Genomic DNA, 19,753 nt, shown 5'->3' with positions numbered 1-19,753 from the left:
ACCCAGACAGGGTGACCGAAACACGCCGCTCAGCCCAGGACCCAGACGGCGCGTCACATCACAACAGGGCAAACATTACCTGACGCGGCACTAGCCGTTGTTGACCGGGGTTGACCGCACGATGTGGCACGGCTGTGGCACGGGGACCGTTCCGTCCCGAAGCAACTCGAGTGAGCGTCTGACCTTGGACCGTTGAGCTTTTCACCTGCGCTGATGGGTTGCAGCCGTACGCGCTCGTCCGCCGTTGTTCGCTGGCGTTGTCACGCAGTTACGTAGTACCTCCGCGCACTTTGTCGGCGTGCACGCTCTATCGACCTCGGCGAGGCGCCTGGTGTCACACAGACTGCCATCGTGGAGAGGGGCTCTCTTCAGCCCGGCCGGGATGTCTCCGAGACAGGCGCTGGAAAGGACTCAAAGAGCCCCGGTCTTCCTCAGGTGGCCGAGGTGGCGGTCAATCTGTGCCACCTCTTCTCGGGAAAGGGCCGCAGGGGCCCACTGCCGGGCATCGCCGTGGGCGATGAACTTTTCGGGCAACTCGATCCCGTAGTGCCGCACGTAGTCAGCTGCGTCGAGTCGCCAGAAGAATTGCCCGTCGCTAATGATGGCGGTGCCGCCGGGCCTGGAGAACTTGTTGCCCAAGACGTCCTCCGAGAATCCCATCAGGGCAATGATGGGGGTACCGGAGCGAAGGTACTCGACGATCCTTCCCCGTTCCCCTTTGGAAATAGCACCCACCCGCTGTCGGAGCTCGTTGGCATTCTCCGAAAAGGCGGACTGGCTCGCGATCCTGCCGAAAATCCCCAAGGGAGCAACGTTTGTCATGCAAATCTTCCGGACCGTAGGTACAGCCTCTTCGGCGGGGAGAGGGAGGCCCGCCGCGACTTCGACAAGGGACAGCGTCAACCTACCGAAGATATCGAAGGTCTGTTTTGCAGGCCGCTGGCTGCCGTCTTCAGGCCCCTCCGGCCACGGCAAACGTGACCTCAGCTTGGGAAGCTGCGATCGTTCATGGACGGTTCGAGCGCTGAGCTGGGCGAGCGTACGGCCTTCGCTCTTTCTGGGCTCCGCCGTCTTCACCGTGGTTCCCCGCTGTTCCCCGATCGATCTGGTGCGGTAGTGGTGCAGCGCTGCGGCGACCGGGAATTGGCCAGTCGTCCACGCTCCCTCCCTGATCCTCTCCTTCATCCGAGATGCCTGGCTGCTAGCGTCCGGCACTATGTGGGCTCAAGAGATCGTGGCCGGCCGACCGTCCTGGCGGCACACTCCTTCCGGAGTGGTCTTCCGGGCTGTTCCCGGTGGGACGTTCCGGATGGGCCTGTCCGACGCGGAACTGGACGCGGTTCGTGCCATCGAGCGGGACGACGGCTCCGATGACGACCTCGACGCGTTTTTCACCCGCGCTGACCAGACCCGGCCGGTGCGGGAAGTGCGGGTCGAGCCGTTCCTGATAGCGCGGCATCCGCTCACTGTGGCCCAAGTACGGCACTGGCTGCCCGAGTACGAAGACAGCTTCACCGAATCGGACTCGAGCACGGCCCGGATCGAGGACGACCTGGACGATCTACTCGGGGCCTTGCCCTTCCGGCTGCCCAGTGAGGCGGAGTGGGAGTACGCCGCCCGGGCAGGTACGACCACCCTGACCTCCCGCGGGGACCAGAAGCCGGACGAGGACCAGGTCCTCGACGACTTCGCCGACGAGGACCGCACCGCCGCGGCCGAGAACTCCTTCGGGCTGGCGGCAATGGGTTCGGCGAACGAAATCTGTGCCGACGTGTGGATCCCCCATTTCACGGACGCGCCCGCGGACGCACGCCCTCGCACAGGGGACGGACCGCGGGTGGTACGCGGAGGCAGCGGCGACCTCTCTCCGTGGCAGGGCTGCGACGAGTGGCTGCTGTTGCTCTCCGCCACCCGCTACGAGCTCCAAGACTTCACTGCGGTCCGCCCGGTCGCACCCGTACCAACCCACTAGCGGCAAGTCGGCAGACGAACCACGTAGAGAGAATGCGCGCCTCGGGGGCCGCCAGCACAGCGACGCCGCCTGTTCCGGCTGTCTGAGAAACTGCCGACGAGACGGCGATAGCCCAAGGGGTGGGGATGTTGTTCTTGATCGCTGGGCTGGCGATGGTCATGGCGGCCATCGCATGGGCAGTCCTGGGAGTGCACGCCTTGCTTCTTGGCAGTATGCCGGGGCAGTGGCTCCCTCGGCTGGTGCGGCAACCGAGGCTGTGGGGAGCGGGAGCCCTGCTCATGCTGGTGAGCTGGAATCTCGGCTCGCCGTCGCTACTCGTGGTCGGAATCGGGATCGTCGCGCTGGGGCACGTCGCGAAGCCCACGCGCTGACTCGGCCAGTCGGCAGGTAGGTGGTTGGAGCCAAATGCTGCCGTCAAGATGGCGCGGACCATCGTCTGCCCGGTCCGTCTCGCCTGGTGCCCTCGGCAGGCCTTGAACCAGCGATACCCGCTTTAGGAGCGAGGTGAGGTGGTCACAGGCCTGATCTGCGGGTTCACTGCTTTGGGCAGATTCGGCGGCGCGTCCCCCTGCGTCCCCTGATTCCCTCTGAGTCCCCGCCCGTTCCGGCACGAGAGTGGCACGGGGACCTGCGCTGCTGACCTTCTCGCTGCGAACTATCGGCTGCTCGGTCGCTCAGGTCTGCCGGACTGGTGGCGTCGTTTCTCCTCCCGTTGGGCGGCCACGTCGGGGATGACGGCAATGGCCTCGGTGAGGCGGCCCTGCCGGATCAGCAGTTCGGCCAGGTCGGTCGCGGCCCGTTCGCCGGGCAATGAGCGAAGGAGGGCGATGGCCTTTTCGACGCGGCCGTCCTGGGCAAGCAGCCAGGCGATGGTCAGCTCGCGGTCCTCGACCCTGTCGGCCGGCAACGCCTGGATCTCCGCGATTGCCTCCCTGGCGCGTCCCGACTCTCCCATCAGCCACCACCGGTTAGACCGGAGCCAGAACTCATCGTTCTCCGCCAGGAATTCGGGGCTGCGCCCTTCCGTGAGTCCAACGGCTCTGTCGTGCAGGCCCACTTCGGCGAGCACGATCAGGGTCGCCTGGAGAAGGTTCCCGTCGTAGAGGTCGTCGAACGTGTGCTCCACCGCCTCGATCGCGTCGTCCACCCGGCCCTGGCGGATGAGCAGTTCCATCAGTGTGCTCTCGTGCCAGCCCGGGTCCTTGGCGGCGATGAGGCCGCGCAGGTACGCCTCCGCTTCCCCGGCTCGGCCCAGGTTCTCCAGGGCCGTCACGTACGGGCTTACGGCGGCGTACCTCTGGGTGTCGGCAAGGTCGCGAAGTTCCTCGACCCGACCCTGTCGGGCCAGCAGCTCGGCATAGAACTTGACGTTGTTCTGCGGCCCGTACCGGCGTGCGGCCATGTCCGCGCCGAGCAGCCGGATTGCCTGGCCCGCCCGGCCAGACCGCTCCAAGACCCGGGCCTGTGCAGGGAGGGCACCCCACAGGTCGTCGCACTGCTTCGGGTCGTGCCGAAACTCCTCGGCGATCGGAGCCAGCAGCTCCAACACCCGCTCGTCGCATCCCTGGCCCTCGGTCATCTCCACCAGGGCCCCCAGCAGGCGCCCGCCGCGCAGGTGCGGGCCGAGTACGCCGATCGCGTCGTCTACCCGCCCGGCCCGGACCAGCGCCTCGGCGTAGTCCCGCCACGCGTCGACCGCGTTCTCCTGCGCCCTTTGGGGGTGCGCCAGCTCCAGCGCCTGGCCGACGCGGCCCCACCGCAACAGGACGTCGGCGCCCGCCCGCACCGCCGGCTGCCAACCGGTAGCCGCGAACGGCTCCACCACCGTCCAGGCCGGTCCGAACTCCCCCACCGCACACAACCCCCGCACCGCACCCACAGCGCAGAACCAGTCCTCACGCTCCCGTGCCGCCTCCACCAAGGCCTCCAGTCCGCCGCGTTCGAGGATCTCGTCCACGATCCGCGGCAGGACACCGCCGAGGTTGCTCAACTGCCACTGCAGATCATCCACATTCACGAGGGCACCCTAGGCTCAGCCGCCGACACACCCGCGACGCGGCTTGCTGGTGGTGTCGGCCGTAGTGGTGCGGATGTGATGCGCGCCCCGCTCATTGGTCTGGACAACAAAGAACCCCCGGATCGTCGACCTGGGAGTTTCGCGTGGAGCGGGTGACGAGAATCGAACTCGCACTCTCAGCTTGGGAAGCTGAGGTGATTTGGGGCTTGCTCCGATGCTGACCTGCTGCTGAGCGGTATCGGCGCCCGGGACGAGGCTGGCTGGTTCCCCGGTGCTCCCCGTAGTTCCCCGCACGATCTGGCACGGACCTGGCACGACCTCTCCGCTCGCGGTCGACCAGCGCAAGGCGTCGGGTCCGCCACGATCGCGGCGGACCCGACGCCTCTACCGACGCAGCCACTTTCGCCGGCTCGGCCCCCAGCAGCCCGCCGGCACCGCGGACATCACTTCACCACGACGTTGTCCCCGGACGACGTCGACGCCCCGGTGGTGGTGTTGCCGTAGTACACCCAGCGCCACGTACCCGTCTTGGAGGCCTTCACGGTCGTCCTGAGATCACCCGAGCCGTTCGCGTACACCTTCTTCACCGTGGTGTAGGAGGCGGTGCCAGCAGGCTTGAACTGCAGGCTCACCAGGCGGCCTCCGTAGGAGGCGTACTTCCTGGTCTCCCAGTTGGCCCGCGTGACCTTTCCGGTCACGGTGATCGTCTTGCCCTTAGACACCGGTTCGGGCGAGGCATTGACGGTCAGGGAGGAGTTGCGCTTGACGAGGACCGTCAGACCCTTGTCGTCGGTGTCACCACCGCCGCCCTCGAAGGACACCTCAGCCCCGACCTTCCAAGCCCCGGCCTCGCTGTTATGCATGTCCCACACGCTCGGGTCGAAGTACATCGTCTCGTTGAAGTCGCAGACGCCCGAGCTCACCTTGATGCAGTCGCTCGTCTCGATGGCGTGCCACAACCGATCACCCGAACCACTGCGGTACAGGAACACCGCTGGCCACTTCCACTTGTGAGTGGTCGCCATCCGGAAGGAGGCGGGCACCGCGACCTCCTTCGACACCCCGATCACAATCGACTTACCGCCGTTCACCTGGACACGGGAGAACGAGACCCCACCCTCAGCCGCCCCGGCCGGCACCGCGGCCACGGCCGTGAACACCGCCGCCGCACCACCGGTTGCGACGGCTCTCCAGACCTGCTTCCCCACCTGATCCCCAATCTCCTCACGGAAACACACCGAAGGCTCATCCCTCCAGCGCCTTACAGACCGTCAGCATCCGCACGGGGTTGTACACCCGCGAATCACAATGGGGCATCAGACAATCCCCGCCTCCCGCGAGGCAGATGGGTCGGTGCGGTGCTTGCACGTGAACGGCGCATCTCGACTGCGGCGAGCCGTCATTGACCGTCGTTGACCACACGAAGCGGCACGGCTGCGGCACGAGGACCGTTTCGTCCCGAACCAATGCGCGCGACCTTGTGACCCGCGGCCGAACCGCTCGTGACCTGGGCGGACCGTCCGCGAGCGTCCGTGGTTGTGCGCCCTGGTGCGGGGCCGTTGTAGCGCAGTTAGACACTCAGTCGATCCCCACGTCACGCATGATCCCTACCGGGGACAGGGCCTTTTGGTACACATGGACGCCGTAGTCGGGGCGGGCGAAGCCGGCCGGATTCGAACCGGCGTCCTCGCGATTTTGGAGACCGCGCGCGACTACCTCTGCGCTACGACTTCGCCTGGCTGAGATCCTACTGGTGGCACCACTGGGGGTGTGCTCTGCCAGTGTCCGTGGCCGGAGCTAGCCTGTCGTGCGTTGGGCCGCTTGGAAGCCGCGGAGATGGACGGGCGCCAAGAGTGAGGGACGATGACCGGGCAAGGAGCCGTAGACCTGATTCGCCTCGCCGACGACGAGGGAAACAGCGTCGCTGTACAGGTGACCGGACGGGATATGCCGGGGGTGCTGACAGGCCATGACACCCTGATTGCGAACGTCCTGGTAACGACCGGGTTCGTCAGTGGGCAACTGAAAGTTTGGCTCTTGCCTAGCGACCTGGTCGATTGGGAAACAGCTCTCGACTCGTTGGCGGCGGGGCGGGACGTCAGTTGGATGGGAGATCGCGCACCCGAGATCAGAATCCGACTCGAAGGAGAGCGCGGCTGTCCCGACGTCATCGTTGACGACGTACCGGGTTCCATGGCGACAGTGACAGTCCCCGTGGCCCTCGAAGAGGGCTGGATAGATGATCAGCGTCGCCGCTTGGGCGAGGTTCGTCGGCGCTGGCCCCGCGAGGTGATGGAACCCTCCTTCGGTGTCTACGAGTGGAGTCCGAACCGAAAGCGACATCCGTAACCGGGTGGCCTAGCCTCATCTCCAGCCCCGCATATTGAGCGATTGCCGCAGCGCGATCGGGCGCTTTCGGCTTCACGTCGAGTGTCCCGGCACCAGTTTGGAAGATCGCGTATGCGGATCGGGGCTGAGCTGGGAAGTCCCTGACGTGCGGGTTCTCGGGTCGCTCTCCGGTGTTCCCCGCCACTCCCCGCTGGCCGCTGCTCGATCGGGCACGCGGAGGGCACGGGGCCAGGCTTCCTGCTCCCTGCCGTGTGATCTACGGCTCACCCCACTCGGGGGTGCACATCATGCGGTGAGCCGGCACGACGGGTTCACTCGGTAGCGGATCGATTCCACGGACCCGTACAGCCACGATATCTGTGGGGATGAGGGATCGGCCCGGAAGCCTCGCCAAACGCCACCTGAAGGCCTCTGGGACGTCTTTGGCGGGCAACTCCACGATGGCGAGACTGACCCACCGGTCGTAGTTCGTGGGATAGATGCGTACCAATGAGCCGCATTCAGGGCAAAAAGGGCGGCTCGATCCACGTCACGTCGTCGGGGTCGGGATCCGGTCTGGGTGCGGCGGTGGCTCCATCGGCTTCGGCCATCTCGTTGGCGAAGGTGTTCCAGCACCTCTCGCAGTAGCTCGCCATGAAGCCGAACCGTCCGCGCTCCCGCACGGTGTGGCTGGTCTCCCCGCAGCGATGGCATGCCAACTGGTCACGATCTCGAATCGCCCCCATATGCTTGAGTGTGAGCGAATCTGACCAGATCCCAGTAGGTCGCGATTTGGCCTCATTCGACGATCAGGGACGCAGGCGGCCATCCGGGCGCGGGGACGGGCTCGACCTGAGCCGGCGCCCTGAGATGTCACCCCTCGAAAAGAACTGGGCTCGCCAGTCTCTGAGTCGGTATGGTCCACCTAGCCATGAGTCGTCTAGCGGCCTAGGACGTCGCGCTCGGGTTCGCCCCGACGCGGAGGCTCCGGTTCAAATCCGGGCCGTGGCCACCCTCTGCCTTCCAGGGCGCGACTCCACCTCAACTGCGCTTCGCCTATGGGCGTCTGCTCCGGTACCGAGACCACCATCGCTGAGCAGGGGAAGGGCTGTCGTCGACTGTCGTCATCCGTCGCCGTCGGCCGCCCTTGGATGGCCCACAGACGGCCCGAGATAGTGCCGGATCACGGCCCTCGGCGCCAGAGCCCCGCTTTAGGAGCGAGGTTGGGTGGTTGCTGGGGTGAGCTGCGGAGACGTGCATGAGGTAAGTGCACGCTCGCGCACCGTTGTTGTCGCCGAGTCCCGTGAGTCCCCGTTCGTTCTGGCACGGAAGTGGCACGCCTAGAGATCTTTAAGGATGCGGGGCACGGCGGTTAGGCGTGACCCAGGGTTTCAGGGAGTGGTACGCGAGTCGGGGACTGATGCCTTCCGTCCCAGCGGTGCAGGTGAGGCGGTTGGGCATGGGTCTGTCAGTGCTACCAGTTAGGTTGCTGAACATGACAACTTGGATCGGCTGCGGCGTCACAGCGTGGATAGACGAGAAGCGGTACAGGGAAGACGAAACCGTCTTGGTCTACTTCAAGGGGGTCAGTCTGGCGTCCATGGCTGAAGGTCTGTCCTCGCGGAACCGGCCGCCGTTCGCCCACGGCAACGCTACGGCAGCCGGCGACTGGGGCGTGATCGTGCACCACATGTTCAACCGCGACGACTATGACGAGATCGACTACCGCGAGTTGTGCCCCCAGGGCGCCGAGCTGGTGGTATTCGTTCCCAACCCGTGCGTTGCCAAGGCCCATGGGCCCAAGGCGTACCACTACCAGGACGGGCGGGCATCGTCCTGCATCGACTACGAGGATCCCGGCCAGGTCGGAGAATACTGGCCTAACAAGATGGCCCCCATGATCACGGCGGCCGGACTGGACCATCAGAGCGCGACCTACGAGGAGCAACTCACCCATCTGATCTGTGACCACTTGGGATTGCCCTCGTTGGATCGCGACACCGTCACGGTGGACCGCGACGTGGTGGCCTCCTACTACTAGGGCCTGTTACGAAAGCGAGCGCCGAGGCAGCGCTGGCTACGAAGCTGGGTGCGCTGTTGGTTGCGCCCCTGCTGCCCGGAGGATCTCGGCGGTATCGGGGTGAGGTCCGTTGTTCGCCCAGTCCAGCGGGGATCTGCCTGTGCCGAGGTCTTCGCGAAGGTTGGGATCGGCACCATGCGCCAACAACTGTCGGATCGTTTCGATGTGCCCCCAGCAGGCAGCTGCGCACAACGGTGTGCCATCCGAGCCGAGGCCGCTGCTTTCGGTGTTGGGAGAAGCTCCGGCTTCCATGAGCAAACGAGCAATCTCGGCCTCGCCCTGCACGGAAGCCAGGTACAGCGGAGTAGTGCCATCACTGTTCCGTCTCTCCGGACTTGCTCCACCGCGCAGCAGAGCCTTCGTACGTATGGCATCGCCTGCCAGCACTGCTTCGAAGAGGTGGTGGGAAAGCTTCTTCTGCTTGCGCTGCTTCATAGCCGGTGAAGCTATCGATCATGGGTGCGCCGGTGCTACTCATATCCACTCGTTGATCGCCGCGACCAGCACAATGGCCTCATAGCGAACTGCGAGCTTGTCGTACCGCGTGGCGACAGCGCGATGTCTCTTGAGGCGGTTGATGCCGCACTCGACCGCATGGCGCTCGCGGTAGTCGACCGGGTCGAAATGCGGCGGACGGCCGCCGCGGGAACCGAGCTTCTGGCGGTTGCGCGCCTGGTCGGCCTTGTCGGGAATGGTGCAGCGGATCCCGCGGCGGCGCAGATAGGCGCGGTTTCTGCGGGAGGCGTACGCCTTATCGGCCCGCACGCGGTCGGGGCGGATGCGTGGCCGGCCCGGACCGATACGGGGCACGCGGATCTTTTCCAGCACGGGTTCGAACTGCGGCGAGTCCCCGCGCTGTCCTGCCGTCACCACGATCGACATGGGCTTCTGACCTTGTTCGACGGCCAGGTGCAGCTTGGTGGTGAATCCGCCGCGTGACCGTCCCAGCCCGTGATCATGGGGCTCGGTGAAGATGCCGCCCGGTGGTTCCTTCTGCAGGTCACCCTGCTTGCGGGCCCCGGCCGCATGCTGGTGGGCGCGACAGACCGTGGAGTCGACGCTCAGGTCCCAGACGATCGCGCCCTTCGCATCGGCCAGGGACTGTAGCCGGGTGAGGATCCGCTGCCAGGTGCCGTTCCGCTGCCACCGGCGGAACAGATCGTAGACCCGGTTCCACGGCCCGTACTCGACGGGGATGTCCCGCCACGGAACTCCGGTCCGGACCCGGAACCGTATGCCGTTGATCAGCTGCCGCCGAGGCCAGACGGGCGGTCGCCCCGCCCTGGCACCCTTCGGCAACAGCGGCTCCAGCACCGCCCACTGCTCATCCGTTAAATCTCCCCGACCCATGAACCGTGATCATTCACAACCCAAGATCCACTTTCGATACACGGCCTAGGGCTAGCGGCCCCCTTGATGCGAACTATCGGCGGGGCGGTCGCTGAGGTCTTCAGGCCTTGCCGCGGAGATGTCGGAGTCTAGAACACATCACTTTGAGGTCGTGTCCTCGCAGTTCTCCGACACTTTCAACACGTCGAAGACCACCGGGTAATCGGTGATCTGTTGGTACGGGCCCGGGTGGGAGTTGCAAATCTTCCAGTCAGCCGGGTCGTCCACCGGCCGGTCCTGTCCGCTCGCGTCCTTGAAGGTCATGTCCATCTCGGAGCTCATCTGCTCGTGCGCGCGACCGGCGTTGCCACCGAGGACATCGGGCATCGAGGCGCTGACCGGTTGGGGGTTTGCCGAACGATGCCTCTCGGCAGCCCCCGAGCTGGACGTGGGGCTCGCCGAGACGTCCGGCGCAGTTGACGCTCCACAGGCGGTGACCAAGGCCAGAAGCGTGGCTGTGAGGGCGGGTCTCAGAAGCTTGGCGAAGGTCATGTTCTCCCCGGCGTGACGGCAGTTCGGAACGGTATTCAATCCCATGGCCATGACCAGTCGCTGCTCGGCCCGGAACGGCTCGGGATGAATGATCGCTGACAAGCCTGCCCCTGGCACCCTTTCCACCACCCTCCCCAGCTTCCATCCCGTCCGCCGTCGACCCACACACCGTGGAGCGGGCGTGGTTCATGGCGTCCAGGTGGAGCGCCCAACTGGACGAACGACCTGGACGCCATGGGCCGCGTCTGCTCGGCTCTGCCTGGGTCGACGGTGGACGGGATGGAAGCCCCCAACGCACGCCACGATGTGCCCGCGGCCGGGAACGGCGCCCCCTCCACCCCGGTGCCGGCCGATCCCCCGCCGGAGGCATCGTCTGTGACCATGGGCCGCGAATGGCGAGTGCTCGACTCATGCCACCGGCCCTATCCACACGTGGGCGCGCGTCGGCGCAGCGCGGGCGGAGCGGGCCGAAGGCAGGAGCGTCGCCCGCAGCGGAGCCGGGAGCGCGCCCGGCGGAGCGGAGCGCAGCCGGGGCTTGATGAAGTAGGGAAAGTCTTACCGCGCTGCTGCTCCTGGGGTTCCGGACTCGGACTGTCGGCTGAGTAGCGATCTCCGCTACGGTGCGATTCATGCCCTCTGCATTGGACACGCCTCAAGGAGCGGCCGAGCTGGCCGAGTCTCTGTTGCCTCCGCTCGGGAACCGTTGGCTGCACACTCAGGCCGTAGCAGCTCGTGCCCGTGAGGTCTCCGCGGCTGTCCCAGAGGAAGAGCGGGATCTCCTGGTGGCCGCGGCATGGCTCCACGATCTCGGCTACGCCCCGGAGCTTCGTGACACCGGCTTCCACCCGATCGACGGTGCGCGGCACCTCATGCGTCTCGGCGCTCCTGATCGGCTCGTACGGCTCGTTGCTCATCACTCCGGCGCCGTGTACGAGGCCGAGCAACGTGGCCTCTCGGCTGAACTGGCTGTCTACGAGCGTGAGGACGCGCCGATCCTCGATGCCTTGATCTACGCGGACATGACGACCGGTCCCGCCGGCCAGTCCTTCGACTTCGACCGCCGTATCGAAGAGATCCTTGTCCGCTACGACGTCGGCAGCGAAGTGCACACCGCGATCACCAACGCACGGACCTACCTCGCGGCGGCCATCGAGCGGACCAGGGAACGGCTGGGACGGACTACGGCTCAGAGCGCGAACGGCTCGTAGGACAGAGCCCGATCGACGATCTCCTCAGCGGTGAGCTCCGGGTCGGCATCCCAGAAGACGTAGTCACTGACATGCGGACAGACGAGTCCGCGTTCCAGCCTGACGAGGGCGTCGGCTGCCTCGTCCTCGCTGGCGAAGTCGTCGGTCACAAGTCGTCGAACAAGACGGACGGCTTCCTCGCGGTCCATGCTGCGGGGCGTTGCCACTGTGCGCCGGCCCCTACCCGATGTACGGGGCGGGCCGGTTCCCCAGGCCATGATCGATCCGCATCCGCATGGACGGGTGGATGTTCAGCTCGTCGAGCTTGCCAGGGTCCACGAACGCCACCTCCTTGCTCTCGCTGCTGGTCCGGAGTTCACCACCGGTGATCCGGGCGGTGAAACAGATCGAGAACTGTTGGCGGACCTCGCCGTCGTCGTAGGCCATGACGTGGCCGGGGTTCGTGTAGAGGCCGACCAGGCCGGTCACCTCGACGTCGAAGCCGGTCTCTTCCTTCGTCTCACGCACCGCCGCGTCCGCGACCGCTTCACCAACGTCGACGCCGCCGCCTGGCAGCGCCCACAGGTCATTGTCGGTCTTGTGGATGAGCAGCACTTCGCCCGCCGCGTTGCACGCAACGGCGGTGACCGAGGGGACGATGCTGTTCGCCTTGGGAGCGTTGGGATCGTTGATGTAGTCGACGCGGGCCATGGCTCCAGCGTCGCACGACTGAGCGTCGTCCGGGTTAGGAGGGCCGTCCCCGCTCCCACGCGTAGTCGAAGCTCCGCATGTAGTGCCGGAAAGTACGGGCACCGGGGATGTAGCGGAAGTGCAGGATCGGGTTCTGTCCTGCGGGAGCTCCGAGAACGTGGGGGTTCACCAACACGTCATCATCGAAGCGGTAGATCGAGTTGTACAGGATCGTGTCGTGAAGCCTGATCTCCACACCGGGCGTCTTGGCTGCCGGTTCGAGATAGCGGCGAGTTATCCGAGCGCGGGCGGCCAGATCGTCGCCGATGCCTTCCTCTTCGCCTCGCTGGCGGATCATCTGCGACTCCGGGTCGCCCAGGAGGACGCGGACCTGCGTGCCGGCCGTTGCCTTCTCGGCAAGCTGGTCGGGTAGGTCGGGGTGACTGTCGAAGAGGAAAAGCCCGGCGTAGACGAGGATCTCGACCTGATCCGTCGCCCCGTCGATCAGGGACGACCAAAGGGAAGTCGGAACGGCGCCGCGGTGCGGGTAGTACGTGACCAGCTCGGACGTGCTCGCGGTCTCGGCCTGCTTCTCGACTGTCGGCCAGAGATAGACCTCATCGACGCCCAGGAAGGTTGCGGCCTTCCATCGGTGGCCCCGGTGCGGCGTGCGGTTCGTGGTGATCCAACGCTCGACGCTCTTCGGGTCCACTCCGACGTGATCGGCAGTGGACTGGATGGTCTCGCCCTTCGCCGAAATGGCCGCGCGCAGACGCTCGTTCGCCATGAGGTGTCCTCCCCGTAGGACGTAGGGACGTTTTGACGGTACCTCAGACGTCCCCAAACGTCCATGCGGACCGTGATACGTCCATGGCCTCTCGCGGTCTCCTGATCTCACCGGCGGTTGCCGGTCAACAGCGCACAGATGCAGGAGTTCAGACAATGCGTCAGATTCCCGTCGACACCACGAATGCGACCGTGATGGTCGCCAAGGCCCCGCAGCCGAAGGTCAAGGACCGCCGAACCGGTGAGATCGCCCTCGACAAGGACGGCGTCACGCTGATGACGGTGGAGGTCATGTTCTCCACGCCGGATGAGGTGGAGATCCTCAAGCTCACCGTTCCGGCGCCGGGCGTCTCCGAGGATCTGGCCATGGGTACCCCGGTCGCGCTGACGGGCCTGGTCGCCTCGGCGTGGGAGAACGAGTTCAACGGCCAGAAGCGCCACGGGATCGCGTTCCGCGCGGTCGCCGTCACTTCGCTCGCCGCCGCCGGCTCGACGTCGAAGGCAGCCTGATCATGACCGCGTTAACGGTCGCCCTGGTCCTGGTCGTCGCTGCCGCAGTGATCCTGCGGTGGCGGCGCCCCGCCTGGTACTGGCTGGCCTTCGGAGCCACCTTCGCCGCAGTGCGGGTCTTGTTCCAGTACACGTCCGTGATGGACGCGTGCGGGCTCACGGTTCCGCCGTCGCGCTGGCGCCTGGCCATGGCCCGTCTCGCCAACCGGCCCGTCCCCGAATCCCGCGCCCCGCGCATCCTGCGCCTCCGGCCCACCCGGACCGGCCTGGTGCTGCGCCTCAAGCTCCGTCCCGGGCAGGACGCCTTCGACGTCTCCGCCTCCTGCGACCGGCTGCGCCACTCCTTCGCGATGTACGGCGTCACCTCCCGTGAACTGCGCTCCGGTGTGGTCCAGGTGCGGATGACCGGCTACGACGTGCTCAAGCGGGTCCAGATGCCTGCCAAGACCGATCCGGCTCCGATGCGGGTCCCGGTCGCCCTGCGCGAGGACGGTGCGGTCCACTACCGCGACTACCGGGCCGTCCCGCACGGGCTCACGCTCGGTGCCACGGAGTCGGGGAAGTCCGTCTACCAGCGCAACCTGGTCGCCGGCCTCGCCCCGATGGACGTCGCACTCGTCGGCATCGACTGCAAGCAGGGCGTCGAACTCTTCCCGCTGGCCCGCCGGTTCTCCGCGCTCGCCGACAACCCCGACACCGCCCTCGACCTCCTCGAAGCCCTCGTCTCCCACATGGCGGACGTCTACCAGGTGATCCGGGCCGAGCAGCGGATCACCGTGAACGTGCCGGATGCGGAGATCGCCGCCGACATCTGGGACCTGCCCGACCGCCTGCGCCCGACGCCGATCGTGGTCCTGGTGGACGAGGTCGCCGAACTCGCCCTCTTCGCCTCCAAGGACGAGGAGAAGCGCCGGGACCGCATCATCACTGCCCTGGTCCGCCTCGCCCAGCTCGGCCGGGCCGCCGGGATCTATCTGGAGATCTGCGGGCAGCGCTTCGGCTCCGAACTCGGCAAGGGCATCACCATGCTCCGCGCCCAGCTCACCGGCCGCACCGCCCACCGCGTCAACGACGAATCCTCCGCCAACATGGCCTTCGGCGACATCGCCCCGGACGCCGTCCTCGCCGCCATCCAGATCCCCACGGACACTCCCGGCATCGCCGTGACCGGCGACTCCTCCGGCGGCTGGGCCCGTATCCGCGCCCCGCACACCACGCTGCGCCAGGCCGTGAACATCTGCAACAGGCACGCCGGCCGCACCCCCGACCTGCCCGCCCTGGCGCCGTTCCGGCCCGTCGTCGGCACCCCGGCCCCGGCCTCAGAGCCGCTCGCCAAGGCCGCTCCCGCGACCGTCTGACCCCTCCCCGCTCCTGGACGGCGCGACCGCTTCGCGCCAGGTCCCTACCCCTCCATGCCTCAAGAGAAGGGAGATCGACTCCCATGTGTGAGCACATCGAGGACTTCCACCGCACCGTGCTGATGCTCGGCGCCCTGGCCCTCTACGCGGACACGCCCGGCGCCGACGACCTGTTCATCGACACCATCGGCCCGTCCTTGGCTGCATCGCTGCCCGAGCCCCCGCCGGGCATGTTCCCGCCCGGCTACGACCCCACCGACGGCCCCGAATACCCCGGCGGTTCATGATGGCCCGCCCCGCGTTCCGCGTGGACGCCGTCCTCGTCCAGGCCGTCATCGCCGGAGCTCTCTCCTTCGCCCACCTCCACGAACTCGCCGACGCCGCCGGACAGACCGGCTGGAAGGGATGGGCCTACCCCATCTCCGTGGACCTGCTCCTCGTCGCTGCCTGGCGACGGCTCCGCTCGGATGGTCCGTCCCGGCTGGCCTGGTGCTGGTTCCTCATCGCCCTGGTCGCGTCACTCGGTGCGAACGTGGCCACCGCCGGGTTCCTCGACCTCGCCCACCCGCCGGCCTGGCTGCGCTTCGGCATCGCCGGATGGCCCGCCCTCGCCTTCCTCGGCGGCACCCTCCTCGCCCACTCGCACGCCTCGGAGGAACCGGAGCCGGTCCGGCCGGCCCCCGATGCCCCGGTCCCCGCGGCGGCAGTCGAGCCGGAACCCGTCCCCGAACCGCAGCCCGAACCCGCGCCGCTCCCCACGGCCGAGGACACCCCGGCACTGCTCCCCGCCGGTCCGGCCTCACCGCTGCCGGCGGTCCCGGCCGCGCTGGTCGACCACGCCCGAAAGCTCGCCGCCGACCACCACGCCCGCACCGGTTCGCCCATCGACACCGACACCCTGCGCGCCCGCCTCGGCGTCCCGCCCCAGCTCGCCGACGCCATCGCCACCCAGCTCACCTGACCAGAAACAGAGGAACCCCCTGATGACGAACGACCCGTCCGACCTGACGAGCGCCGACTACCTCGACGGTGCGCGGGAGATGAACGCCGCCGGGCGTCCCTACCTCGCCCACCTGCTGGCCGAGGAAGCCGCACAGCGCACCACCGACCCGGCCACCGCCGCCGGAATCCGCGCCAGTTTCCCCGCCCCGGTGACCACCCGAAAAGAGAGCAACTGACATGCCTGCCCGCGACCACTTCCACTCCGTGATGCGGATCGGCCCCGTGCAGATCGGCACCCACCGCGACCGCCACGGCACCACCAAACACGCCGCCGTGTGCACCAACGACCGCTGCGGCTGGTCCGCCGACTACTCCAGCCAGACCGCCGCCCAGCTCGCCGCCCGCACCCACCGCTGCACCGCCCGCTGAGGAGACATCCCGTGCAGGTCCCGCTCTGGTTCGCCCTGATCGTCGTCGGCTGGCTCGGCGTCAAGCTCATCCGCCCGCCCTGGTGGCTCGTCGCCGTCCTCCTCCTCGGCGGCTACCTCCTCGCCGACAGCCTTCTCGCCCCCGCCATCGACACCGCCGTCAAGTAACCACCACGACAGGAGACCCCACCATGCTCCGCCCCAAGGTCCCGGCCATGCCCCAGCCCACCGGTCTCGTGGTTCCGCCCGCCCGGCTGGTCGAGCCGACCGCCGTCGTCCAGCAGAGTCCGCAGTACTTCGCACCCGCTCCGGTTGTCTCTGCGGCTCCGGTCCCGGCGCGGCCGGCCGTGCAGCTCACTCCCGGCGCTGTCGTCGCTCTCGTCGGCAGCGGGACCGCCGTGGTCCTGGTTGTCGGCGCCGTCCTGGTCTCGATGCTCCTCGCGGTCGCCATCACCGGCGCATCCGTCGCCATCTGCGCCCTGGTCATCCGCTCGCTCATCAACGCGGACGCCAAGCGGCGCTGACCGGCCCCCGGGCGGACTCAACCGCCAAGTCTCGCCCGCCCGGGAGCCGTGCCCCATCCCGATCTCACAACCGGAAGGAACCCCCAGCATGACGCACCGCACCCGCCCGCCGTCCCGGATCTGCCCGAACTGCGACGGCTTCGCCTCCGCCGCCATCACCCTCGGCGGCCGCAATCGGAACGGACACCTGCGGACCATCACCGCACACTGCTCCGCCTGCCACGGCACCGGGATCGCTCGCCGCTCGCCCGTCCGGGAGGGCGCTCGTGTCTGACGCGCTCCTCGACCCGACCACCCTCGGCGACCTGCTGAGGGTGGCCTCGGCCGATGACTTCGACCGCTGGCACGAACAGGTCCGCCGCACCGGCGGCTGCGCCGACCCCATCCACCTCACCGGCTGGACCCTCGGCAAGGACAAGACCAGCGGCGAGACCCTGCACCACTACTCGACCGAGAATGAGCCGGGCGGACGGCTGCGCCTCGCGTGCGGCAACCGGCGCGCCTCCCGCTGCCCCTCTTGCGCCTTCACCTACGCGGGCGACACCTACCACCTCATCCGCGCGGGCCTGGCCGGAGACGACCGCCGGGACATCCCCTCCACCGTCCGCGACCACCCCCGCGTCTTCGCCACCCTCACCGCCCCGTCCTTCGGCCCCGTCCACAACCGCCCCGACCGCGGGACCTGCCGCTGCGGCATCCACCACCCCGCCACCGATCCCACGCTCGGCACGGCCCTCGATCCGGAGACGTACGACTACGCGGGCGCCGTCCTGTTCAACAACCACGCGGGCGACCTCTGGCAGCGCTTCACCAACCGGCTTCGCCGCGAGATCGCCGTCCGCGCCGGCCTCACACAGCGGGAACTGAAGGAGTCGGCCCGGCTCTCCTACGGCAAGGCCGCCGAGTTCCAAAAGCGCGGCGCCCTGCACTTCCACGCCGTGATCCGCCTCGACGGACCCGACGGCCCGGACACCCCGCCACCGTCCTGGGCGAACGTCGGACTTCTCACCGACGCGATCCACGCCGCCGCGGCGCACTCCTACACCTCGGTCTCCGCCCCGGCCGCCGACACTCAGCCGGCGCGCACCTTCCGGTGGGGAACGCAGCTCGACGTGCGCCCCGTGAAGGCGTTCGGGGACGGCTCCGACATCACCGAGCAGGCAGTCGCCTCCTACGTCGCGAAGTACGCCACCAAAGCCGCCGAGAACACCGGCACCCTCGACCGCCGCATCGGCGAAATCTCCGAACTCGACCGCCACCAGGTCCCCGACCACACCCGCCGCCTCATCGAGGCGTGCAAGCACCTCGATCCGCTCTACCCGGAACGGCGGCTCTGGGCGTGGGCTCACATGCTCGGCTTCCGCGGCCACTTCAGCTCGAAGTCCCGCCGCTACTCCACCACCCTCGGCGAACTCCGCCAGGCCCGCGCCGACTTCCGCGCAGCGCAGGAACGCGAAGCCCTCGGCCTCGAGGACCGCGAGCCGGACACCGTCCTCGTCCTCGCCGACTGGCAGTACGCCGGCCACGGCCACACCCCCGGCGAATCCGCTCTCGCCGCCACCATCGCCCGCGACCTCCAGCACAACCGCGAAACCGCACGCGAAGCCCTACGCGACCAGCTCGCCCTGGAAGGAGCCGCCGCATGAACGACCGCTACCTCAGCGTCGACCAGGTGGCCGAAGTGCTCGGCACCTCGGCGCGCTTCCCTCGCCGGCTGATTGCCGAGCGGCGCATCACGTTCGTGAAGGTCGGCCGTCACGTCCGCATTCCGGAGAGTGCCGTGGACGCCTACATCACGGAGCACACCGTGCAGCCGATCACGGTCCGTGCCGCGCGTCTGAAGGCGGTGGCCTGATGGCGAACTCCAAGGGGCGCCGTCGCCGCTTCGGGTCCGTGCGCAAGCTGCCCTCTGGTCGCTTCCAGGCCCGCTACCGGGGCCCGGACGGCCTCATGCGTACGGCTGACACGACCTTCGCGACGCAGACCGACGCGGATCGCTGGCTCGTCAAGCAAGAGGCCAAGATTCTCGACGGCGATTGGACAAACCCTGACGTCAAGATCGCGTTCGGTGACTTCACGCAGTCGTGGTTCAAGGATCGTGACTACGCGGCCACCACACGAGAGCGCAACGCCGGCGTGCTCGCCCGGCACATCTTGCCGACGTTCCGCACGGTCCCCCTGCGGGAGATCACCACGCCGCAGGTACGACGTTGGCGTACCGACCTCCTCGACGCGGGCGTCGGTCCGGCCACCGTCTCCAAGGCGTACCAGGTCCTCCGGGCCATCTTGAACACGGCCGTGGACGACGGGCTGATCGAGCGCAACCCTTGCCGGGTCAAGGGCGCCGGGACGGTCACCCACACCGAGCGGCCGTTCCTCTCGGTGTCTGAGGTGTACCGGCTCGCCGACGCCGTCCCGCCGCACTGCCGCGCCCTGGTGCTCCTGGCCGCGTTCGCCGCGCTCCGCTTCGGTGAGCTGGCAGCGCTCCAGCGCCGGGACATCGACCTGGAGGCCCGTACCGTCTCCGTCCGCCGCTCGTACTCCGAGACCCGGACGGATGGGCTCACGGTCAAGGCCCCCAAAAGCGCGGCGGGCGTCCGCACCGTGGCGTTCCCGGCCTCGCTCGTGCCCGAGCTGGCGCACCACCTGGCCGAGCACGCGGAGGCCGGCCGGACCGGGCTCGTCTTCGTCGGGGCCCGCAGTGGTGTCCTCCGGCGGAACAACTTCCGGCGGATCTGGCTCCGCGCGCTCACCGCGACCGGGCTCGGTGACGTCCACTTCCACGATCTCCGGCACACCGGGAACACCCTCGCCGCGACCGGCGGCGCCACCACCCGTGAGTTGATGCAGCGGATGGGGCACTCGTCGGTGCGGGCCGCGCTAGTCTATCAGCACCTCGTCAACGGGCGCGATCACGAGATCGCCGACTACGTGGACGGTCAGATCAGGAAGGTGAAGCGGCCTCCCCGCGGCCCATCTGGCACGTGAGTGGCACGGCGGCCCCGAACGGTCCGCGACGACAGAGGCCCAGGCATCCGGATTCACACCGG

At 67.8% G+C, this 19,753-nt stretch carries 28 protein-coding genes and 2 tRNA genes; 18 read left to right on the top strand and 12 right to left on the bottom strand.

Annotation, left to right across the window (positions count from 1 at the left end; all coding sequences use genetic code 11):
• Positions 1-411 precede the first annotated feature (411 nt).
• Positions 412-1,185 carry a hypothetical protein gene (locus tag ABZV34_RS04460; RefSeq protein ID WP_356271227.1) on the bottom strand — a complete coding sequence of 258 codons (774 nt, stop codon included), beginning with the start codon at positions 1,183-1,185 and terminating at the stop codon, positions 412-414.
• Between the two features lie 124 nt (positions 1,186-1,309).
• Here ABZV34_RS04460 and ABZV34_RS04455 point away from each other — a divergent pair, with 124 nt between their 5' ends.
• Both ABZV34_RS04455 and ABZV34_RS04450 read left to right on the top strand, forming a co-directional pair.
• A complete protein-coding gene (locus tag ABZV34_RS04455; protein ID WP_356271226.1) occupies positions 1,310-1,972 on the top strand; it encodes an SUMF1/EgtB/PvdO family nonheme iron enzyme in 663 nt (220 codons plus the stop codon).
• A 125-nt stretch (positions 1,973-2,097) separates the two neighbouring features.
• Positions 2,098-2,343, top strand: coding sequence for a hypothetical protein (locus tag ABZV34_RS04450; RefSeq protein ID WP_356271225.1), 246 nt, complete (start codon positions 2,098-2,100; stop codon positions 2,341-2,343).
• A 284-nt stretch (positions 2,344-2,627) separates the two neighbouring features.
• Here the strand turns inward: ABZV34_RS04450 and ABZV34_RS04445 are convergent, their stop codons facing one another.
• The 3 genes from ABZV34_RS04445 to ABZV34_RS04435 form a co-directional block, all read right to left on the bottom strand.
• Entirely contained in the window at positions 2,628-3,989 is a 1,362-nt protein-coding gene (locus ABZV34_RS04445; RefSeq protein WP_356271224.1) for a hypothetical protein, read from the bottom strand.
• A gap of 443 nt (positions 3,990-4,432) precedes the next feature.
• Entirely contained in the window at positions 4,433-5,197 is a 765-nt protein-coding gene (locus tag ABZV34_RS04440) for a hypothetical protein (RefSeq protein ID WP_356271223.1), read from the bottom strand.
• Positions 5,198-5,647: 450 nt separating this feature from the next.
• Positions 5,648-5,722: transfer RNA gene (locus ABZV34_RS04435), tRNA-Trp, on the bottom strand.
• A gap of 130 nt (positions 5,723-5,852) precedes the next feature.
• Here ABZV34_RS04435 and ABZV34_RS04430 point away from each other — a divergent pair.
• The gene (locus ABZV34_RS04430) at positions 5,853-6,338 is read left to right on the top strand and encodes a DUF5959 family protein (RefSeq protein ID WP_356271222.1); all 486 of its coding nucleotides are present in this window, start codon (positions 5,853-5,855) and stop codon (positions 6,336-6,338) included.
• 256 nt (positions 6,339-6,594) lie between these two features.
• On the opposite strand, the gene ABZV34_RS04425 is transcribed toward ABZV34_RS04430, so the two are convergent.
• Together ABZV34_RS04425 and ABZV34_RS04420 are read right to left on the bottom strand one after the other, a co-directional pair.
• Positions 6,595-6,828, bottom strand: coding sequence for a hypothetical protein (locus ABZV34_RS04425; RefSeq protein WP_356271221.1), 234 nt, complete (start codon positions 6,826-6,828; stop codon positions 6,595-6,597).
• Positions 6,829-6,838: 10 nt separating this feature from the next.
• Positions 6,839-7,063, bottom strand: coding sequence for a hypothetical protein (locus tag ABZV34_RS04420; RefSeq protein WP_356271220.1), 225 nt, complete (start codon positions 7,061-7,063; stop codon positions 6,839-6,841).
• A gap of 182 nt (positions 7,064-7,245) precedes the next feature.
• On the opposite strand from ABZV34_RS04420, the gene ABZV34_RS04415 reads away from it, so the two are divergent.
• Together ABZV34_RS04415 and ABZV34_RS04410 are read left to right on the top strand one after the other, a co-directional pair.
• Positions 7,246-7,328, top strand: a tRNA-OTHER gene (locus ABZV34_RS04415).
• Between the two features lie 484 nt (positions 7,329-7,812).
• Positions 7,813-8,358, top strand: coding sequence for a hypothetical protein (locus ABZV34_RS04410; RefSeq protein WP_356271219.1), 546 nt, complete (start codon positions 7,813-7,815; stop codon positions 8,356-8,358).
• Between the two features lie 36 nt (positions 8,359-8,394).
• Here ABZV34_RS04410 and ABZV34_RS04405 read toward each other — a convergent pair whose 3' ends face one another.
• The 3 genes from ABZV34_RS04405 to ABZV34_RS04395 form a co-directional block, all read right to left on the bottom strand.
• Positions 8,395-8,832: an ankyrin repeat domain-containing protein gene (locus ABZV34_RS04405; protein ID WP_356271218.1), complete on the bottom strand. Its 438-nt coding sequence runs from the start codon at positions 8,830-8,832 to the stop codon at positions 8,395-8,397.
• A 39-nt stretch (positions 8,833-8,871) separates the two neighbouring features.
• Positions 8,872-9,747 carry an IS5 family transposase gene (locus ABZV34_RS04400; protein ID WP_356271217.1) on the bottom strand — a complete coding sequence of 292 codons (876 nt, stop codon included), beginning with the start codon at positions 9,745-9,747 and terminating at the stop codon, positions 8,872-8,874.
• A gap of 138 nt (positions 9,748-9,885) precedes the next feature.
• Entirely contained in the window at positions 9,886-10,380 is a 495-nt protein-coding gene (locus ABZV34_RS04395; RefSeq protein ID WP_356271216.1) for a hypothetical protein, read from the bottom strand.
• Between the two features lie 527 nt (positions 10,381-10,907).
• Between ABZV34_RS04395 and ABZV34_RS04390 the strand changes: the two genes are divergently transcribed.
• Entirely contained in the window at positions 10,908-11,486 is a 579-nt protein-coding gene (locus tag ABZV34_RS04390) for an HD domain-containing protein (protein ID WP_356271215.1), read from the top strand.
• Here the strand turns inward: ABZV34_RS04390 and ABZV34_RS04385 are convergent.
• Genes ABZV34_RS04385 through ABZV34_RS04375 form a run of 3 tightly spaced genes read right to left on the bottom strand, consistent with a single transcriptional unit; the run spans position 11,465 to position 12,942 of the window.
• The gene (locus ABZV34_RS04385; protein ID WP_356271214.1) at positions 11,465-11,674 is read right to left on the bottom strand and encodes an e9imm peptide; all 210 of its coding nucleotides are present in this window, start codon (positions 11,672-11,674) and stop codon (positions 11,465-11,467) included. The two genes, ABZV34_RS04390 and ABZV34_RS04385, sit on opposite strands and share 22 nt — an antisense overlap.
• Positions 11,675-11,705: 31 nt before the next feature.
• Positions 11,706-12,176, bottom strand: a complete 471-nt coding sequence (locus tag ABZV34_RS04380; RefSeq protein WP_356271213.1) for an NUDIX domain-containing protein — start codon at positions 12,174-12,176, stop codon at positions 11,706-11,708.
• A gap of 34 nt (positions 12,177-12,210) precedes the next feature.
• Positions 12,211-12,942 (bottom strand): XRE family transcriptional regulator, encoded by a 732-nt coding sequence (locus ABZV34_RS04375; RefSeq protein ID WP_356271212.1) that lies wholly within the window; start codon positions 12,940-12,942, stop codon positions 12,211-12,213.
• A gap of 155 nt (positions 12,943-13,097) precedes the next feature.
• Between ABZV34_RS04375 and ABZV34_RS04370 the strand changes: the two genes are divergently transcribed.
• The 12 genes from ABZV34_RS04370 to ABZV34_RS04315 all read left to right on the top strand — a co-directional run bounded on the left by ABZV34_RS04370 (position 13,098) and on the right by ABZV34_RS04315 (position 19,691).
• The gene (locus ABZV34_RS04370) at positions 13,098-13,451 is read left to right on the top strand and encodes a hypothetical protein (RefSeq protein ID WP_168528171.1); all 354 of its coding nucleotides are present in this window, start codon (positions 13,098-13,100) and stop codon (positions 13,449-13,451) included.
• A 2-nt stretch (positions 13,452-13,453) separates the two neighbouring features.
• On the top strand, positions 13,454-14,809 hold the full coding sequence (locus ABZV34_RS04365) for an FtsK/SpoIIIE domain-containing protein (RefSeq protein WP_356271211.1): 1,356 nt from the start codon (positions 13,454-13,456) through the stop codon (positions 14,807-14,809).
• Positions 14,810-14,892: 83 nt separating this feature from the next.
• Positions 14,893-15,096 (top strand): hypothetical protein, encoded by a 204-nt coding sequence (locus tag ABZV34_RS04360; RefSeq protein ID WP_168528173.1) that lies wholly within the window; start codon positions 14,893-14,895, stop codon positions 15,094-15,096.
• Positions 15,096-15,770 carry a DUF2637 domain-containing protein gene (locus ABZV34_RS04355; protein ID WP_356271248.1) on the top strand — a complete coding sequence of 225 codons (675 nt, stop codon included), beginning with the start codon at positions 15,096-15,098 and terminating at the stop codon, positions 15,768-15,770. The genes ABZV34_RS04360 and ABZV34_RS04355 overlap by 1 nt, the downstream gene beginning before the upstream one ends.
• Before the next feature lie 22 nt (positions 15,771-15,792).
• Entirely contained in the window at positions 15,793-15,987 is a 195-nt protein-coding gene (locus ABZV34_RS04350; RefSeq protein ID WP_356271210.1) for a hypothetical protein, read from the top strand.
• 1 nt (position 15,988) lies between these two features.
• Positions 15,989-16,180, top strand: coding sequence for a mobile element transfer protein (locus ABZV34_RS04345; RefSeq protein WP_356271209.1), 192 nt, complete (start codon positions 15,989-15,991; stop codon positions 16,178-16,180).
• Positions 16,181-16,191: 11 nt separating this feature from the next.
• On the top strand, positions 16,192-16,347 hold the full coding sequence (locus ABZV34_RS04340; RefSeq protein ID WP_153290809.1) for a hypothetical protein: 156 nt from the start codon (positions 16,192-16,194) through the stop codon (positions 16,345-16,347).
• Positions 16,348-16,370: 23 nt separating this feature from the next.
• Positions 16,371-16,703 carry a SpdD-like protein gene (locus tag ABZV34_RS04335; RefSeq protein ID WP_356271208.1) on the top strand — a complete coding sequence of 111 codons (333 nt, stop codon included), beginning with the start codon at positions 16,371-16,373 and terminating at the stop codon, positions 16,701-16,703.
• Positions 16,704-16,791: 88 nt separating this feature from the next.
• Positions 16,792-16,977, top strand: coding sequence for a hypothetical protein (locus tag ABZV34_RS04330; protein ID WP_356271207.1), 186 nt, complete (start codon positions 16,792-16,794; stop codon positions 16,975-16,977).
• Positions 16,970-18,349 (top strand): replication initiator protein RepSA, encoded by a 1,380-nt coding sequence (repSA, locus tag ABZV34_RS04325; RefSeq protein ID WP_356271206.1) that lies wholly within the window; start codon positions 16,970-16,972, stop codon positions 18,347-18,349. The genes ABZV34_RS04330 and repSA overlap by 8 nt, the downstream gene beginning before the upstream one ends.
• Complete coding sequence (locus tag ABZV34_RS04320; protein WP_356271205.1) at positions 18,346-18,558, top strand: helix-turn-helix domain-containing protein; 213 nt, start codon at positions 18,346-18,348, stop codon at positions 18,556-18,558. Before repSA ends, ABZV34_RS04320 begins: the two co-directional genes overlap by 4 nt.
• On the top strand, positions 18,558-19,691 hold the full coding sequence (locus ABZV34_RS04315; protein ID WP_356271204.1) for a tyrosine-type recombinase/integrase: 1,134 nt from the start codon (positions 18,558-18,560) through the stop codon (positions 19,689-19,691). Before ABZV34_RS04320 ends, ABZV34_RS04315 begins: the two co-directional genes overlap by 1 nt.
• The last annotated feature ends 62 nt before the right edge of the window (positions 19,692-19,753 follow it).

Source organism: Streptomyces sp. NPDC005195 (assembly GCF_040608315.1).
GTDB classification, from domain to species: Bacteria; Actinomycetota; Actinomycetes; order Streptomycetales; family Streptomycetaceae; genus Streptomyces; species Streptomyces kaempferi.
The sequence above is the reverse complement of the archived record's forward strand: the minus strand, read 5'-3'. Positions and strand labels throughout refer to the sequence as shown.